The organism is Streptomyces sp. NPDC050759, from assembly GCF_044456945.1.
Lineage (GTDB): Bacteria > Actinomycetota > Actinomycetes > Streptomycetales > Streptomycetaceae > Streptomyces.
The window spans coordinates 1-15,982 of sequence record NZ_JBITGI010000028.1 but is presented as its reverse complement, the minus strand read 5'-3'; the positions used below and the strand labels follow the sequence as shown (position 1 = coordinate 15,982).

The window sequence follows — 15,982 nt, the reverse complement described above, 5'->3', positions numbered from 1 at the left end:
GCCCTGCGAACTCCAGGAGTCACCATGACCACCCACGTCACGATCATCGGCGCCGGACTCGGCGGCCTCACGCTCGCCCGTGTCCTGCACGTCAACGGCATCCCGTCCACCGTCTACGAGGCGGAGTCCTCGCCCACGGTGCGCGCGCAGGGCGGGATGCTCGACATCCACGACTACAACGGACAGCTCGCGCTGGAGGCGGCGGGCCTGATGGACGAGTTCCGCGGTCTCGTCCTGGAGGGTCGTGAGGCGACGCGGTTCGTCGACCGGGACGGGACCGTCCTGTTCGAGAAGGCCGACGACGGCACCGGCGGCCGCCCCGAGGTGCAGCGCGGCGAGCTGCGGCAGCTTCTGCTGGACTCGCTTCCGCCCGGGACGGTCCGCTGGGGCCACAAGGTCAGCGGCACGCGTGCGCTCGGGGAGGGCCGCCACGAGGTGACGTTCGCCGACGGGAGCACCGTCGTCACCGGCCTGCTGGTCGGAGCGGACGGTGCGTGGTCACGGGTACGGCCGCTGCTGTCGGACGCGGTGCCCGAGTACACCGGCATGTCCTGCGTCGAGGTGTACCTGTACGACTCCGACACCCGGCACCCGGTCAGCGCGAAAACGGTCGGAGGCGGGGCACTGTTCGTGCTCGCGCCGGGCAAGGGCTTCGTGACGCACCGGGAGAGGGACAGCAACCTGCACACCTATGTGATGTTCGTCCGCCCGCAGGAGTGGTTCGCGGACATCGACTTCACCGACTCCGCCGTGGCCACCGCCCGCATCGCGGCGGAGTTCGACGGCTGGGCCCCGGAACTCACGGCACTGATCACCGACACCGACACCGCCCCGGTCCTGCGTCCCCTCGTCGCCCTGCCCGTCGAGCACCGATGGGAGCGGGTGCCGGGAGTGACGCTGATCGGCGACGCCGCCCATGTCGCCGCCCCGAACGGCGAGGGCGCCAACCTCGCCATGCTCGACGGCGCGGAGCTCGCGCAGTTCCTCGCGGCGTACCCGGACGACCTCGAGACCGCGCTCACCGAGTACGAGCGGGCCATGCTCCCCCGCAGCGCCGCAACCGCCACCGAGGGCACCGAGCTCTACGCCCTGATGTTCGGCGAGAGCACACCGCACGGCCTGATCGACATGTTCACGGGGCAGGAGCAGGCTGACTGAGCGCCTGCGCCGAACGCCCCGCGAAACCGGGAGTACTAGTCGGCCTCGAGGACAGTGAGCAGCTCTGCGAGGGCGGGTAGGGCGTGTTCGATCGCTTCGCGGCTGCTCGGGGTCAGATCGGCCAGGGCGCGTTGCAGGGCGGCCGTGCTGGCGCGGTCGTAGGTGCGGAGCAGCTCCAGTGCGGTGGGTGAGGCAGCGAGGCGGACGGTGCGCAGGTCGGTCGTCGAGGGGGGGTGTCGAAGGAGCCCGAACCCGCTACAAGGTCACGGCGCCGGTACCGCACCGATCTGCTGCATCACCCCGAGGAGATCGGGCTGGCCCCGTTCGCCGACGATCCGGCCGTCGGCCAGGTAGTAGAAGTTCATGGCCTGCACCGAGATCTTGTTGCCGCTCGCCGGGATCCCGAAGAATTCACCGTCGTGGGTTCCCCGCATGGTGAACCGCGCGGCCACGGTGTCACCTTCGGTGACCGTCTCCTCCAGCGTCCACTCCACATCCGAGAAGCCGCCGCGCATCATCCCGAGGACTTCCATGTACCCCTCGGGCCCCCGCAGTGGTTCCGGGTGGCTCGGCGCGTGGAACACCGCGTCCGGAGAAATGACCTCGCGGGCGAGACCCTCGTTGCCCGTGTTGATGAACTCGACGAAACGGTTCATCACTGACTCGGTGGACTGCGACGGCATCTTGCTGTGCCTCTCCAGAGACGTTTGGGCGGATGCCTGCGAGCGTAACATCGAATCGATGTTCACATCGATTCGATGTTCGCGTGCGACACTGGACTCATGCTGGAACTCGCGATACTCGGCTTCCTCGCCGAGGGACCCCTGCCCGGACACGAGCTGCGCCGCCGCATCTCGCAGCTGACCGGCTATACGCGGCCGGTCAGTGACGGCAGCCTGTATCCGGCGATCAATCGCCTGACCAGGGCGGGCTTGATCGAGCGGCGCGCCGACCCGGCCGCGGGGGCGGCCCGGTTCGTGCTCAGCCTGACCGCGGCCGGGCGGGCCGACATGCTGCAGCGCCTGCGCAAGCCCGCCGACCACGAGATCACCGACTTCACCCGGTTCTACGTCGTCCTGGCCTTCCTCTCCCACCTGCCCGACGTGGCCGAACAGCACGCGGTGCTGCGCCGGCGGCTGGAGTTCCTGGAAGAACCGGCGAGCTTCTTCTACGACAACGAGCAGCCCCTGCGTGCCGAGGAGGTCGCCGACCCCTATCGGCGGGGCATGCTGCTCACCGCCCGCGCCACCAGCCGCGCCGAACGGACCTGGCTGCGCGAGACCCTCGGGGAGGAACCGCCCGTGTTCGACACCGCAGGCACCGACAGCGATCCGCATGCGCCCGCCGCTCCCGCGAGCTGACCGTCCACGGAGGTACCCCCATGCTTGCTTCCTGGTACGACGCCCAGGGCCCCGCCGCCGATGTCCTGCACGTCGGTGAACTCTCCGATCCCGCCCCCGGCCCCGACGAGGTCCGCGTCCGCGTCACCGTCTCGGGCGTCAACCCCGGCGACACCAAGAAACGGCGCGGCTGGCTCGGCTCGTCCATGCCCTTCCCGCGGGTGATCCCGCACAGCGACGGCGCCGGAGTCATCGACGCCGTGGGCGCCGGAGTCGATGTCCACCGCGTCGGACAACGGGTCTGGGTGTACGGCGCCCAGTCCTACCGCCCCTTCGGCACCGCCGCCCAGTACACCGTCGTATCCGACCACCAGGCCGTACTCCTGCCCGACCACCTCAGTGACGAACTGGGCGCGAGCCTCGGCATTCCCGGCATCACCGCCCACCGCACCGTCTTCGCCGACGGCCCGGTCGACGGCCAACTGGTCCTGGTCCACGGAGTTCTCGGCGGCGTCGGCTCCCTGGCCGCCCAGCTCGCCCACTGGGCCGGCGCCACCGTGATCGCCACCGTCCGCCGCACCGCCGACCTCGACCGCGTCGACCCGGCCGTGGTCTCCCACGCCGTCGCCCTGGACACCGGCGACCCCGCCGCAGCCATCCGCTCGTACGCGCCGCGGGGCGTCGACCGGATCATCGAGGTCGCGCTGTCCGACAACGCCGATCTCGACAACGCCGTCGCCGCCCAGGGGGCCGTCATCGCCGCCTACGCCACCCGCACGGACCGCACCGAGATCCCCTTCTGGCCTCTGCTGTTCAACAACGTCACCCTGCGGCTGCTCGGCAGCGACGACTTCCCCACCGAGGCCAAGCGCCAGGCCGCCCGCGATCTCACCTCCGCCGCTGCCGTCGGCGCCCTCACCGTCGCCGTCGGCGACCGCTACCCGCTGGACGACATCGCCAAGGCCCACGACCACGTCGACGCCGGCGGTGGCCACGGCCGCATCCTGCTCACCATCCCCCACTAGCGCAGGTTCCTGATCAGGACCCGGTGCCAGTAGGTCCGGACCCGCACTCCGCCCACAGCAGCTTCCCGCCCTTCGACGCGCCCAAGTGCCGCAGTACCGACACGCCCATCGCGCCGGCGCAGGCCCGTACGAGGTGAAGGCCGCGGCCGTTCTCGGCGTCCGGGGCGGCGGGGGGCTTGTCGGTCGTGAAGGGCATCGCCCTCAGTCCCCAGAAGTCCCGGGATCTGATCCACTCCATCATCCAGAGTCTCTGAAGGAGCCGAAATGCCCACCAACACCTGGCGGAAGTCGTCCTACTGCCAAGAGGGCGAGGCCTGCGTCCACATATCCACCGACCCCGACAACGTCCACATCACGGACTCCGACGCCGCCCAAACCATCGTCACCGTCAGCCACCGCGCCTTCGTCGCCCTGCTGAAGTCACTCTGACCTGTCCGCCAGGTCCGCCACCACCGCCGCATGGTCCGACGGCCAGACCCCGTCCACCGGACCGTCGCCCGCCCGCCGTACGCCCAGGACGTGGCCCAGCCCCGTCGCCCCCGGCGGGCCCACGTGGATGTAGTCGATGCGGACCGGCGGGGCCACGCGGACGTACGGGTTCGCCGGGTCCCAGGTCGCGGACGGGGCCGTAGGGTCCGCGTACTCCCAGGCGTCCAGGAAGAGTTGGTCCGGGGCGGCCGGGGCCGTCTTGTAGCCGCCGAAGAGGCGGACCTCGTCGGAGTCGGGCCAGGCGTTGAAGTCGCCGGTGACGACGGGCGGGAAGTCGGTGCCCGACCGGCGCGCCGCCACGAACTCCGCCAGCGCCGTGACCTGTTGGCAGCGGATCGCCGACGCGGTGGGCGCAGAGGTGAGGTGGGTGGTGAAGAAGGGGATGTCGTACGACGGTCCCGCGAGCCTGGTGTGGAAGGCGAGGCGGCCGTCGTCCAGCGCGTTGGGGGCGGGGAGCCGGAGAACCGCCTGGTCGACCACAGGCCAGCGGCTCAGTACCGCGTTGCCGACCTCCACCCCAGGGTCGCCGATCCGCCGCTGCCAGCGCTCCGAGGCGGGCGACGCGGCCCACGCCCAGTGCAGGCCGAGCTCGCCGGCGAGCCACTCCGCGAGGTTCTCGCCACCTGAACCGCCCGCCGACCACACCTCCTGCAGGCCCACCACGTCCGGCCGCAGTTCCCGCAGCACCGCCAGGATCGCCTTCTGGCGTTCCTCCCACGGGCCGAAGCGCCACCACAGGTTCCAGGTCACCACGCGCATCGCCGACACCCTTCGTCCACCCGGCCGCACCCTGAGATCATCAAGTCCGCCGGTCAGGTTACGGAAGACCGGAGAGAGCACCAGAGACAGGAGTCTCACCGCCCATGCCCCCCAACGCCGAGCGCAAGTACCGCGCCGTCACGGCCCTCCAGCGCCGCTTCAACCCGATCATGCGCCGACTGCCGCTCCAGACCGTCCTGGAGACCACCGGCCGCACTTCAGGCCTGCCCCGCCGGACCCCCGTGGGCGGCAAGCGGATCGGCGGATCCTTCTGGCTGGTCTCGGAGTTCGGCGAGCGGTCGCAGTACGTCCGCAACATCAAGGCCGATCCGCGGGTGCGGGTGCGCATCCGGGGGCGGTGGCACACCGGGACCGCCCATCTCATGCCGGACGACGACATCGCCGTACGACTGCGCTCGCTGCCCCCGATGAACAGCGCGGCCGTACGGGCCATAGGGGCCGGTCAGTTGACCGTTCGGGTGGATCTCGACCACTGAAGAGATACGGTGGATCTCGCCGAACCGGACAGTCCCTCGGCATGTGGCTCGTTCGCGGAGGCTGGGAGAAGGATGGACCGGGCGCTGCTGGCCGACTTTCTCCGGGCGCGCCGGGAGGTGCTCCAGCCGGAGGACGTGGGGCTTCCCCGCGGGCCTCGGCGCCGTACCGGTGGGCTGCGGCGCGAGGAGGTCGCCGCGCTGGCCGGGATGTCGGTCGACTACTACAGCCGGATCGAGCAGCAGCGCGGTCCCATGCCGTCCGAGCAGGTACTCGCCGGACTCGCCCGGGGCCTGCACCTCAGCCTGAGCGAGCGCGACCACCTCTTCGAACTCGCCGGGCACTCCGCCCCGCGACGGCACCTGCGCGACGACCACGTCAGCCCCACCATGATGCGCATCGTCGAACGGCTCGCGGACACACCGGCGTTGGTGATGTCACGATTCAACGAGACGCTGCTGCAGAATCAACCGGCGGTGGCCCTGCTGGGCGACTACACCCGCTTCACCGGGATGTCCCGCTACCTGGTCTACCGCTGGTTCACCGACCCGGCCCAACGCGAGCTCTACCCCGCCGAGGACCACGAACTGCGAGGCAGAGTCTTCACCTCGGAGATCCGGGCGGCGTACACGGCGGACCCCGAGGGAACCGCCGGTGAGATCGTCGCCGCACTGCTGGAGGTCAGCCCCGAGTTCGCCGAGGTCTGGCGGCTGCACGAGGTGGACGTCACCCACCACAACGACCTCAAGCGCTACCGCCATCCCGAGCTGGGCGAACTGGAGCTGTACTGCCAGCGCCTGGTCGACCCCGACCAGGCCCAGGAACTCCTCGTCTTCTCCGCCACACCCGGCACACCCAGCTACGAGAAGCTCCAGCTCCTGTCCGCCGTGCGGGACTAGTCCGCGTTCATCCCCACCTGCCCGCTCGCCCTGCCACGGACAACTTGTCCGTGGATAAGTCAGGCCTTCATCCGTGTTCCGACTCACGCGACGCTTGGTCCGTCGAACACGGGAGGTCGAGATGGACCGGGCGCTGCTGGCCGACTTTCTCCGGGCGCGCCGGGAGGTGCTGCAGCCGGAGGACGTGGGGCTTCCCCGCGGTGCTCGGCGCCGTACCGGTGGGCTGCGGCGCGAGGAGGTCGCCGCGCTGGCCGGGATGTCGGTCGACTACTACAGCCGGATCGAGCAGCAGCGCGGTCCCATGCCGTCCGAGCAGGTGCTCGCCGGGCTCGCCCGGGGCCTGCACCTCAGCCTGAGCGAGTGCGACCACCTCTTCGAACTCGCCGGGCACTCCGCGCCACGCCGACACCTGCGCGACGACCACGTCAGCCCCACCATGATGCGCATCGTCGAACGACTCGCGGACACACCGGTGTTGGTGATGTCCCGCTTCGGTGAGGCGCTGCTGCAGACCCGTCCGGCGGTCGCCCTGCTCGGTGACTACACCCGGTTCACCGGGATGTCCCGCTACCTGGTCTACCGCTGGTTCACCGACCCGGCGCAACGCGAGCTCTACCCCGCCGAGGACCACGCCCTGCGGGGCAGGGTCTTCACCTCGGAGATCCGGGCGGCGTACACGGCGGACCCGCAGGGCCGGGCCGGCGAGATCGTCGCCGCGCTCCTGGCCAATAGCGCCGAGTTCGCCGAGGCCTGGCGGTTGCACGAGGTGGACGTCAGCCACCACAACGACCTCAAGCGCTACCGCCATCCCGAGCTGGGCGAACTGGAGCTGTACTGCCAGCGCCTGATCGACCCCGACCAGGCCCAGGAACTGCTCGTCTTCTCCGCCACACCCGGCACACCCAGCTACCAGAAGCTCCAACTCCTGCCCGCATTGGGCGCTTAGGCATCGCACGACCCCCAAGTGCTTCGAAAGGATTTCCCATGAAGGCAGTACGTTTCCACGAGTACGGCGACCCGAGCGTCCTGCGTTACGAGGACGTCGAGCAGCCCGTACCCGGCGCCGGTCAGGTTCTGATACGGGTCGCCGCGACATCCTTCAACGGTGTCGACGGCAACATCCGCGGGGGCTTCATGCAGGGCCCCATCCCGGTGACGCTGCCGCACACTCCCGGCATCGACGTCTCCGGCACGGTCGACGCGCTCGGTGAGGGCGTGACCGGCCTCGAGATCGGCGACCGGGTCGTCGGTTTCCTGCCGATGACGGGGAGCGGTGCCGCCGCGGAGTACGTGGTGGCACCGGCTGGGATACTGACGCCGGCGCCGACGAGCATCCCGCTGCCCGACGCCGCCGCGCTGCCGTTGGTGGGTCTCACGGCCTGGCAGGCGCTGTTCGATCACGCGAAGCTGGCGCCGGGGCAGCGGGTGCTCATCAACGGCGCGGGCGGCGCGGTCGGCGGCTACGCCGTGCAGCTGGCCAAGAACGCCGACGCCTACGTGATCGCCACGGCCGGCCCGCGCAGCCGCGAGCGCGTGCGGACGGCGGGTGCCGACGAGGTCGTCGACCACACCGCCACCGAGGTGACCGCGGCGGTGACCGAGCCGGTCGACATCGTGCTCAACCTCGCGCCGATCGACCCGGCGCGGCTGGCCGCGCTGCTCACCCTGATCCGTTCCGGTGGAGTACTGGTGAACACCACGGTGTGGATGCCCGCGCCCAGCGACGAAACACGCGGCGTGCGCGGCATCGACCTGTTCGTCAACAGCGACGCCGAACAGCTGTCGCGGCTGGTGGCGCTGGTCGACTCCGGCGAGCTGCGCGTCGACGTGGCGCGGCGAGTGCCGCTGGCGGAGCTGCCGGCAGTCCACACCCAGGCCGCCACGGGCGAACTGCACGGCAAGGTCGTCATCGTCGCGCCTGCCGCCTGACCTCTGACCTCTGGCCTCTGACCTTCGAAGGAGACGATCGCGATGATCCCCGACGACGACCCGTCCCGCTCGCTGACCGTGGCGGACCCCGACGATCCCGGTACGACGTACATCTCCCTGGTGGGCAACACGTACGGCATGCTGGTCACCGGCGAGCAGACCGACGGCCGGTACTGCCTGATCGACATGCGTGTCCCCGACGGCGGCGGCCCGCCGCCGCACCGGCACGACTTCGAGGAGATGTTCACGATCCTCGAGGGCGAGATCGAGTTCACCTTCCGCGGCGAGAAGCACACCGTACGGGCCGGGTCCACGGTCAACATCCCGGCCAACGCGCCCCACAACTTCCGCAACGCCTCGGGTGCGCCGGCCCGCATGCTGTGCATGTGCACCCCCGCCGGCCAGGACGAGTACTTCACGCGCATCGGCGATGTCGTCGCGGGCAAGGACGCGCCGCCGCCCCACCTGTCGGAGGACGAGCTCACGGAACGCCGCCGCCGCGCGGCCGAGTTGGCCTCGGCCTACCGGAGCGAGTTCCTGTGAGGGGCACGAGCACCTGAGCAGGTGGCGGGACGGCGGCGGAAGCCCGCCGCCGTCCCGCTCAGAGACTCGCCCGCGTCACTTCGCCGGCTTGTAGAAGGCGTACGTCGCCGTGTACGCCACGCTCACCTGGTCCGTGCCGGTGCAGGCGGTGGCCGGGGCCACACCGCCGGTGGTGTTCAGGCGCTGTATGTAGGAGACGCCCCCGAAGACGCCCGCGCCCCGGGTGGCGGTGGCCTGGAGCAGGAGCTCGGGGATGGTACCGGTCTTGGGGGAGTTGGCGATCGCCGCGGCGTTCACCGCGCTGCCGTCCACCGTGGAGACCCAGACGGGGCCACGGGAGTGCAGGGCGACCGTACGGCCTCTCCGGTCCGACAGGGTGGCGGCCGGCTCCAGGAGCTTCCAGGCACCGTCGGTGCAGGTGTAGGTCTGTACGCCCCGGGCGGGGTACACGCCGGTGAGCTTGTTGCCGTCGGGCACCTTGAGGGCCGCGGGCGCCTTCACCGGCTTCGGCGCGGCGTCCGAGGGGGTCGCGTAACCGGTGGTCGTGCCCAGCAGGGCGGTCGCGGCGGCGAGGCCCGCCGTGGTCAGAACGAGTCGCTTGGTGAGCTTCAAGTCGGTTCTCCGGAAGGGATATTGACTGTCGGTCAGGGCGGCGATATCGATGTCACCGCCCTCCGGTCCGGGACTCTACGGGCCCACCCGCAAGTTACCGGCCAGTTGGCCGAACTCCGTCCCGAGAGACCCGCTCACCCGGGCCAGACGATCGACTGCACCTCGCTGTAGGCGTGCAGCGCGTACGACCCGCAGTCCCGTCCGACCCCGCTGCTGCGGAAGCCTCCGAACGGTGCCTCCATGTTGCGGCCGACCGTGTTGACCCCGACTCCCCCGGCCCGCAGCCGCCGTGCCACGCGGAAGGCGCGGGCCACGTCCGCCGACCAGACGTAGTCGATGAGGCCGTAGTCGCTGTCGTTGGCGAGCGCGATGCCCTCCTCCTCGTCGTCGAAGGGCGTCACGGTCACCACCGGGCCGAAGATCTCCTCGCGGACCACCCGCATCTCCGGGCCGCAGTCGGCGAGCAGGGTCGGGGCGACGTAGAAACCCCGGTCCCTGGCGGGCCGTTCACCACCCACGATGACGGAAGCGCCTTCCTTGCGGCCCAGTTCGACGTACGACTCCACCCGCTCCCGGTGCGCGGCCGAGATCACCGGTCCGACGACGGTGTCCGGCTCCCGGGGATCCCCGACCTTCAGCCGCCCGGCATACGCGGCCAGCCTCTCCACCAGCCGCTCGTACACCCCCCGCTGCACCAGCACCCGCGTCGGAGCCGTACAGATCTGTCCGCTGTAGAAGGAGAAGGTGGTCCCGATCCCGGCCACCGCCGACCCGAGATCCGCGTCCTCGAAGACGACCGCCGCTCCCTTTCCGCCCAGCTCCATCAACTGCCGCTTGATGGACCGCCCGCACACCTCGCCGATGCGCTGTCCGACGGCCGTGGAGCCGGTGAAGCTGACCATGTCGACGTCCCGGGAGTCGACGGCGGCCTCGCCGACCTCCACCGCGCGCCCGCTGACCACGTTCACGACCCCGCGCGGAACCCCGGCGGCCTCCAGCGCCTCCGCCATGCGGTAGACGGAGAGGGGGTCCTGCGGGGCGGGCTTCACGACCACCGTGTTGCCCATGGCGAGCGCGGGGGCGATCTTGCCCGACGGATTCGCCCACGGGTTGTTGTACGACGTGATGCAGGTGACGACCCCCACGGGCTGCCGGACGGCCAGTGCGCCCATCACCGCGGCCTTCCCCATCGGGCCGGCCTCGTTGATCTGCGGCGGGATCGCCCACTCGGCGGGCTCGACCTGCGCGTACCGCCGGAAGCGGGCGGCGGCGACACCGACCTGCATCGCGCGGGCCGTCGCGGTGGTCGCCCCCGTCTCGGCCTGGGCGAGTTCGGCGTACGGGACCAGGCGGGAGCGGATGAGGTCGGAGGCGCGGGCGAGGATCGCCGCCCGCTCCCCCGCCGGCATGCGCGACCACGGCCCGAAGGCCTCGCGGGCCGCGGCACAGGCCGCGTGCACCTGATCCCGCGAGGCCTCCGGAGCCCACCCGACGGTCTCCTCGGTGGCCGGATCGACCACCGCGTAATGCCCGCCGTCCGGCACCACCCACTCGCCGCCGACGAACAGCCGTTGCTCCTCCGGGGAACCAACCGCAGACCCACGCGCACCGGACCCACGGCCTGAAGCACGACCCGAGGCACCGCCCGACGCAGTCACCTCGTGCTCACCGTCCGCGTGTCCCGCCCCGACCGCAGTACCCGGCCCGGTACGGCCCCGCTCACCACGTCGTCCCGGATCGCCTCGACCCCGTTGACCCATACGGCCCGTATCCCGATCGCCTTGGAGTCCAGCCGTGGACTGTCACCCGGCAGGTCGTGCACCAGGGTGGCCGTGCCCGCGGCGATCCGTTCCGGGTCGAAGAGGACGAGGTCCGCATGGAAGCCCTCCTCGATCCGCCCGCGCTCCCGCAGCCCGAACAGCTGGGCCGGGTCGTCGGTGAGCATCTTCACGGCCTGTTCCAGCGACGTCAGCTTCCGGCCGCGCAGACAGTCCCCAATGAAGCGGGTCGTGTACGGCGCCCCGCACATCCGGTCGAGATGCGCGCCCGCGTCGGACCCGCCGAGCAGCACGTCCTCGTGCTGCCAGGCCTCGGCACGCATCGCCCAGGACGCCGGGTCGTTGTCGGTGGGCATGGGCCACAGGACCGTACGCAAGGAGTCGGCCGCGCAGATCTCGACCAGCGTGGCGAACGGCTCCTGCCCGCGCTCGGCCGCGATGTCCTCCACGACCCGCCCGCTGAGCCCGCGGTTGGCCTCACTGTAGGTGTCGCCGATGACGTACCGCCCGAAGTTGGTCAGCCGCCGGAAGACGCCGGCCTCCTTGGCCTGGGACTGCCTGAGCAGCTCCTTCTGTACGTCGGGGTCGCGGAGCTTCTCGATCCGCTCGGGGACGGGCAGTCCGAGGACCGGGCCCCACCCGGGGATGAGGTTCAGCGCGCAGAAGGTGCCCAGGGACATGTTCATCGGGGTGAGGATCGGCATGGTCAACGCCACGACCCGGCCGCCCGCCTTCCTCGCCTGCTCGCTCGCGAACAGCTGCCTCGGCACCCGCTCCGGCACGGAGGAGTCGATGGTCAGCACGTTCCAGTTGAGCGGCCGCCCGGCCGCCGCGCTCATCTCCACGAACAGGTCGATCTCGGCATCGCTGAACTGGTCGAGGCACCCGGCGACGATCGCCTCGATCTGTGTCCCCTCGTGCTCCGCGACGGCCCGTGACAGCGCCAGCAGTTCGGCGGGCAGCGCGTGCCGGGACGCCACGGGTTTTCCGTCGCCGTCGGAGTGCGTGGACGACTGGGTGGTGGAGAAACCCCAGGCGCCGGCGTCCATGGCCTCGTGGAACAGCCGCAGCATCTCGGCGAGTTGCTCCTGGGACGGCTGCCCTCCGATGGCGTCCGGCCCCATGACATACCGTCGCAGCGCGCAGTGCCCCACCATGAAACCGGCGTTGACCGCGATCCGGCCTTCGAGTGCGTCCAGGTACTCCCCGAAGGAACTCCAGCTCCAGGGCGCCCCCTCCTCCAGGGCGACCAGGGACATCCCCTCGACCTTGGACATCATCCGGCGGGTGTAGTCGGCGTCGTCAGGGCGGGCCGGGTTCAGCGGTGCCAGGGTGAAGCCGCAGTTCCCGGCGGCGACCGTGGTGACCCCGTGGTTGAGGGAGGGGGTCGCGTACGGGTCCCAGAACAGCTGGGCGTCGTAGTGGGTGTGGGGGTCGACGAACCCGGGGGCGAGGACGAGCCCGGTGGCGTCCTCGGTGGTGCGGGATTCTGTGGTGAGTTCGCCGATGGCAGCGATACGGCCGTCCAGAAGGCCGACGTCGGCGGTGTATGCGGGGCCGCCGGTTCCGTCGACGACAGACGCGCCCTTGATGACGTGATCGAACATGGGGTTCACCTCCTGATACGGGGTCGGATCGCCCACCTGGGGGCGCGGGGAACTGCGCGACCAGCCACGAACAACCCGCAGCCGCCAACGACGCTCAAACCCCCCGACGGAACCGCGTGGTCCGATGCACAGGATCCGTGTCGATCTTCGGAATCACGTGCTCCCCGATCAGCCGGATCGTCTGCAGCGTCTCCTCCTTCGGCACCCCCACCGGCAGCCCGAAGCTCAGCTGGTCCGCGCCGGCCTGCTCCCACCGCTTGCACTGCCGGACCACCTCGTCCGGGTCCCCGCAGATCAGCAGCTCCTCCTCGATGAGCAGCTCGACGAACTCCGCGGTGTACTCGGGCAGCGTCTCGGGCCACACGGGGAACCCCTCGGGCCGCGGGAAGGTGTCGTGGTACCGGAACACCAGGGACGGCAGATAGTGCAGCCCGCCGTTCACGGCGATCTCGATCGCCTCGGCGTGCGTCGGCGCGCAGATCGCCGTCGTCGTCACCATCACGTTGTCGTTGACGAAGTCCCCGATCGGCTCGGCGTCGACCACCGCCGTCTTGTACTGCTCGAGGACCCACTCCATGTCGGAGACCTTCTGCACGCTGAAGCCCAGCACCCCGAGCCCCTTGCGCGCGGCCATGGCGTACGACGGCGGCGACCCGGCGGCGTACCACATCGCGGGGTGCGACTTCCCGTACGGCTTCGGCAGGACCTTGCGCGGCGGCAGCTGCCAGTGCTTGCCCTGGAAGCCGGCGTACTCGTCCTGGAGCCACATCTTGGGGAACTCCGCGATGGTCTCCTCCCAGATCTCCTTGGTGTAGTTCATGTCGGTCACGCCCGGTATGAACCCGAGGATCTCGTGCGAGCCCGCCCCGCGCCCGCTCCCGAACTCGAAGCGGTTCTCGGTGAGATGGTCGAGCATGGCCACCTTCTCGGCGACCTTCACGGGGTGGTTGACCTGGGCGAGCGGGTTGAAGATCCCGGAGCCGAGATGGATCCGCTCGGTCGCGTGCGCGAGGTACCCGAGGAACACGTCGTTGGCGGAGAGGTGCGAGTACTCCTCCAGGAAGTGGTGCTCGGACGCCCAGGCGTACTTGAAGCCGGACCGGTCCGCCTGGATGACGTACTCGGTCTCCTCCATCAGCGCCTTGTGCTCGGCCAGCGGGTCGGTCTCGGCGCGCTTGCCCACGTATCCCTGTACAAAGAGCCCGAATTCCAAGGAGGTTCACCGTCCCCAGTCTGTCTCTGACACTCCCGTTTCTGACACTCCGTCAGATTCTCGATCTGCCGCCGACTGTGGCACCGGGCGCAGACACCGTCAATAGCTGACGGCCAGTCAGATGTTCCGCCAGATGCTTTCGTCAGATGTCCCGTCAGATGACGGAGACCCCGGCGAGCCACCCGCCGTCGATCACGAACGGCTGGCCGGTGATGTACGAGGAGTCGGCGGAGGTCAGGAAGAGCGCGAGCGCCGCCACCTCCTCCGGCCGCCCGATCCGGCCCAGCGGGACCACCTTGCGGTAGAACCGGTCGAGCCCCCGGGAGGCCTCCTCGCCGTCCGCCGACGGGTCCAGGACGGCCGGGTTGGACATCGCGGTGTCGACGGCACCCGGGCACATGGCGTTGACCCGGATGCCGCGTGGGGCCAGCTCGAGGGCGGCGACCCGGGTGAGCCCGAGGATCGCGTGCTTGGAGGCCGCGTAGGCGCCCACGCCCGCCATCCCGGTCACCCCGGTGTAGGAGGCGGTGTTGACGATCGTGCCGCCGTCGGACAGGACCGGCGCCACGGTCCTGATGCCGAGGAAGCAGCCGACCTGGTTGATGTTCACGACCTGCATGAACTCGTCGAGCGGCGTGTCGAGAAGGGAGTTGAAGCGCAGGATGCCGGCGTTGTTGACGAGCCCGTCGACCCGGCCGTACTCCTCTACGACAGCCTGCGTCGCCCGCCGCCAGTCGGACTCCTGACTCACGTCCAGGTGGACGTACAACGCCCCGATCTCCTCGGCGAGCGCCTTCCCCTGCTCGTCCAGCACATCGCCCACGACGACCTCGGCGCCCTCCTCCCGGAACAGCCGGGCCTCCTGCTCGCCCTGCCCGCGCGCCGCGCCGGTGACGAGGACGACACGTCCGTCCAGCTTGCCCATGCGGTGACTCCTCAGAGGTGGGGGCCTATGTCGGCGCCGAACGCCGAGATCTGGTCGATGAGTTCGGTACGGCCGCGGCTGCGGAAGCGCACCTGGATCTGGTCCACGCCCATCGCGCGGTAGGCACGCAGGGACTCGGCGAGCTCGTCGGGGCTGCCGCTGAGCGTCCGGCGGCCGACGTCCCACGTGGGCGTGCCGACGTAGAGCGGCTCGGCGATGGCCCCGACGCTGAACGGCCCTTCGATGCCCGCCTCCGCCCGCAGCCGCCGTATCCGCTCGATCTGTGCGGGCAGCCGGTCCCGGGGGTCTCCCTGGGGCAGCCACCCGTCACCCTTGAGCGCGGCCCGGCGTACGGCGGCCGGGGAGGACCCGCCGACCCACACCGGCACGCGGGACTGCGCGGGGCGGGGACGCTGGCCGAGCCCCTCGAAGTCGTAGAGCTTGCCGTGGTGTTCGGGGAACTCCTCGGGCCCCAGGGCCTTGCGCAGCGCGTCGATCGACTCGTCGAGCACGGCCCCGCGGTGGGCGAAGTCGACCCCGAGCGCCTCGAACTCCTCCCGCACATGCCCCGCGCCGACCCCGAGGATCAGCCGCCCGCCGCTCAGATGGTCGAGGGTGGCGTACTGCTTGGCGGTGAGCAGGGGATGCCGCAGCCCGACCACCGCCACATGACTCAGCAGCCGCACCCGTTCGGTCACGCCCGCGAGGAAGGCGAGGGTGGCGACCGGGTCGTACCAGACCGTGCTCATCGCGGGGGCGAGGCGGCGCGGGATCGCCACGTGGTCGCAGGCCGCGACGTACGCGAACCCGGCGCGGTCGGCGGCCCGGGCCACCTCGGCGAGGTCCTCCGGGCCGGCGCCGGCCTCCCAGGGTTCGGCGTAGATGGTGCTCTGGGACTGGACGGGGAGCTGGATGCCGTAGGCAAGTCGTTCTTCCGGCGGCAGGGCTCGCATGGCGCCCCCTTCACTGACGGTCGTCGTCTTCCGCTGGCGCACCCCAATGGTCGTATCTGACGGATCGTCAGACAAGGGGCTGTCCTCCGAAAAGGCGACCGGACCTCCGTACCGGTCCTGGGGCCGCGTCCGGGCGACCGCGACCCTGCTGGGGGAGCAAGATTCATTCGGATCACTCTCACGGGCGTGCGATAGGTTGCCGGCCATGACTGATCTTGGACCTGTCGCCTGGCCACCTGCCCCGATCAGGACCGAGA

18 protein-coding genes are annotated in these 15,982 nt (G+C 70.5%); 9 read left to right on the top strand and 9 right to left on the bottom strand.

The genetic code is table 11. The features are described from left to right. Positions 1 to 24: 24 nt before the first annotated feature. On the top strand, positions 25 to 1,158 hold the full coding sequence (locus ACIBJB_RS44870; RefSeq protein ID WP_398939937.1) for an FAD-dependent oxidoreductase: 1,134 nt from the start codon (positions 25 to 27) through the stop codon (positions 1,156 to 1,158). A gap of 263 nt (positions 1,159 to 1,421) precedes the next feature. On the opposite strand, the gene ACIBJB_RS44865 is transcribed toward ACIBJB_RS44870, so the two are convergent. Then, positions 1,422 to 1,814, bottom strand: coding sequence for an ester cyclase (locus ACIBJB_RS44865; RefSeq protein ID WP_398939936.1), 393 nt, complete (start codon positions 1,812 to 1,814; stop codon positions 1,422 to 1,424). Between the two features lie 126 nt (positions 1,815 to 1,940). On the opposite strand from ACIBJB_RS44865, the gene ACIBJB_RS44860 reads away from it, so the two are divergent. Continuing rightward, the gene (locus ACIBJB_RS44860; RefSeq protein WP_398939935.1) at positions 1,941 to 2,519 is read left to right on the top strand and encodes a PadR family transcriptional regulator; all 579 of its coding nucleotides are present in this window, start codon (positions 1,941 to 1,943) and stop codon (positions 2,517 to 2,519) included. Positions 2,520 to 2,539: 20 nt separating this feature from the next. Further along, positions 2,540 to 3,523 carry an NADPH:quinone reductase gene (locus tag ACIBJB_RS44855; RefSeq protein ID WP_398939934.1) on the top strand — a complete coding sequence of 328 codons (984 nt, stop codon included), beginning with the start codon at positions 2,540 to 2,542 and terminating at the stop codon, positions 3,521 to 3,523. Positions 3,524 to 3,536: 13 nt separating this feature from the next. On the opposite strand, the gene ACIBJB_RS44850 is transcribed toward ACIBJB_RS44855, so the two are convergent. Beyond that, positions 3,537 to 3,761, bottom strand: a complete 225-nt coding sequence (locus tag ACIBJB_RS44850) for a hypothetical protein (RefSeq protein ID WP_398939933.1) — start codon at positions 3,759 to 3,761, stop codon at positions 3,537 to 3,539. 26 nt (positions 3,762 to 3,787) lie between these two features. Between ACIBJB_RS44850 and ACIBJB_RS44845 the strand changes: the two genes are divergently transcribed. Further along, positions 3,788 to 3,952: a DUF397 domain-containing protein gene (locus tag ACIBJB_RS44845; protein ID WP_398939932.1), complete on the top strand. Its 165-nt coding sequence runs from the start codon at positions 3,788 to 3,790 to the stop codon at positions 3,950 to 3,952. Here the strand turns inward: ACIBJB_RS44845 and ACIBJB_RS44840 are convergent. Next, positions 3,944 to 4,771 (bottom strand): endonuclease/exonuclease/phosphatase family protein, encoded by an 828-nt coding sequence (locus ACIBJB_RS44840; RefSeq protein ID WP_398939930.1) that lies wholly within the window; start codon positions 4,769 to 4,771, stop codon positions 3,944 to 3,946. The genes ACIBJB_RS44845 and ACIBJB_RS44840 overlap by 9 nt on opposite strands. A 104-nt stretch (positions 4,772 to 4,875) precedes the next feature. Between ACIBJB_RS44840 and ACIBJB_RS44835 the strand changes: the two genes are divergently transcribed. The 5 genes from ACIBJB_RS44835 to ACIBJB_RS44815 all read left to right on the top strand — a co-directional run bounded on the left by ACIBJB_RS44835 (position 4,876) and on the right by ACIBJB_RS44815 (position 8,637). After that, positions 4,876 to 5,268, top strand: a complete 393-nt coding sequence (locus ACIBJB_RS44835) for a nitroreductase/quinone reductase family protein (RefSeq protein WP_398939929.1) — start codon at positions 4,876 to 4,878, stop codon at positions 5,266 to 5,268. Between the two features lie 72 nt (positions 5,269 to 5,340). Beyond that, complete coding sequence (locus ACIBJB_RS44830) at positions 5,341 to 6,165, top strand: helix-turn-helix transcriptional regulator (protein WP_398939928.1); 825 nt, start codon at positions 5,341 to 5,343, stop codon at positions 6,163 to 6,165. Between the two features lie 121 nt (positions 6,166 to 6,286). Then, the gene (locus ACIBJB_RS44825) at positions 6,287 to 7,111 is read left to right on the top strand and encodes a helix-turn-helix transcriptional regulator (RefSeq protein WP_398939927.1); all 825 of its coding nucleotides are present in this window, start codon (positions 6,287 to 6,289) and stop codon (positions 7,109 to 7,111) included. 38 nt (positions 7,112 to 7,149) lie between these two features. After that, positions 7,150 to 8,094 (top strand): NADP-dependent oxidoreductase, encoded by a 945-nt coding sequence (locus ACIBJB_RS44820; protein ID WP_398939926.1) that lies wholly within the window; start codon positions 7,150 to 7,152, stop codon positions 8,092 to 8,094. A gap of 42 nt (positions 8,095 to 8,136) precedes the next feature. Continuing rightward, a complete protein-coding gene (locus tag ACIBJB_RS44815) occupies positions 8,137 to 8,637 on the top strand; it encodes a cupin domain-containing protein (RefSeq protein WP_398939925.1) in 501 nt (166 codons plus the stop codon). A 75-nt stretch (positions 8,638 to 8,712) separates the two neighbouring features. On the opposite strand, the gene ACIBJB_RS44810 is transcribed toward ACIBJB_RS44815, so the two are convergent. From ACIBJB_RS44810 to ACIBJB_RS44785, 6 genes are all read right to left on the bottom strand, one after another. Beyond that, the gene (locus ACIBJB_RS44810) at positions 8,713 to 9,249 is read right to left on the bottom strand and encodes a DUF3455 domain-containing protein (RefSeq protein WP_398939924.1); all 537 of its coding nucleotides are present in this window, start codon (positions 9,247 to 9,249) and stop codon (positions 8,713 to 8,715) included. Positions 9,250 to 9,383: 134 nt separating this feature from the next. Then, positions 9,384 to 10,796: an aldehyde dehydrogenase family protein gene (locus ACIBJB_RS44805; RefSeq protein ID WP_398939923.1), complete on the bottom strand. Its 1,413-nt coding sequence runs from the start codon at positions 10,794 to 10,796 to the stop codon at positions 9,384 to 9,386. A gap of 107 nt (positions 10,797 to 10,903) precedes the next feature. Then, positions 10,904 to 12,634: an amidohydrolase family protein gene (locus tag ACIBJB_RS44800; RefSeq protein WP_398939922.1), complete on the bottom strand. Its 1,731-nt coding sequence runs from the start codon at positions 12,632 to 12,634 to the stop codon at positions 10,904 to 10,906. 94 nt (positions 12,635 to 12,728) lie between these two features. Further along, positions 12,729 to 13,847 carry an LLM class flavin-dependent oxidoreductase gene (locus ACIBJB_RS44795; RefSeq protein ID WP_398939921.1) on the bottom strand — a complete coding sequence of 373 codons (1,119 nt, stop codon included), beginning with the start codon at positions 13,845 to 13,847 and terminating at the stop codon, positions 12,729 to 12,731. A 154-nt stretch (positions 13,848 to 14,001) separates the two neighbouring features. Continuing rightward, positions 14,002 to 14,772 carry an SDR family NAD(P)-dependent oxidoreductase gene (locus ACIBJB_RS44790; RefSeq protein WP_398939920.1) on the bottom strand — a complete coding sequence of 257 codons (771 nt, stop codon included), beginning with the start codon at positions 14,770 to 14,772 and terminating at the stop codon, positions 14,002 to 14,004. A gap of 11 nt (positions 14,773 to 14,783) precedes the next feature. Next, on the bottom strand, positions 14,784 to 15,725 hold the full coding sequence (locus ACIBJB_RS44785) for an LLM class F420-dependent oxidoreductase (protein WP_398939919.1): 942 nt from the start codon (positions 15,723 to 15,725) through the stop codon (positions 14,784 to 14,786). Positions 15,726 to 15,982: the final 257 nt, after the last annotated feature.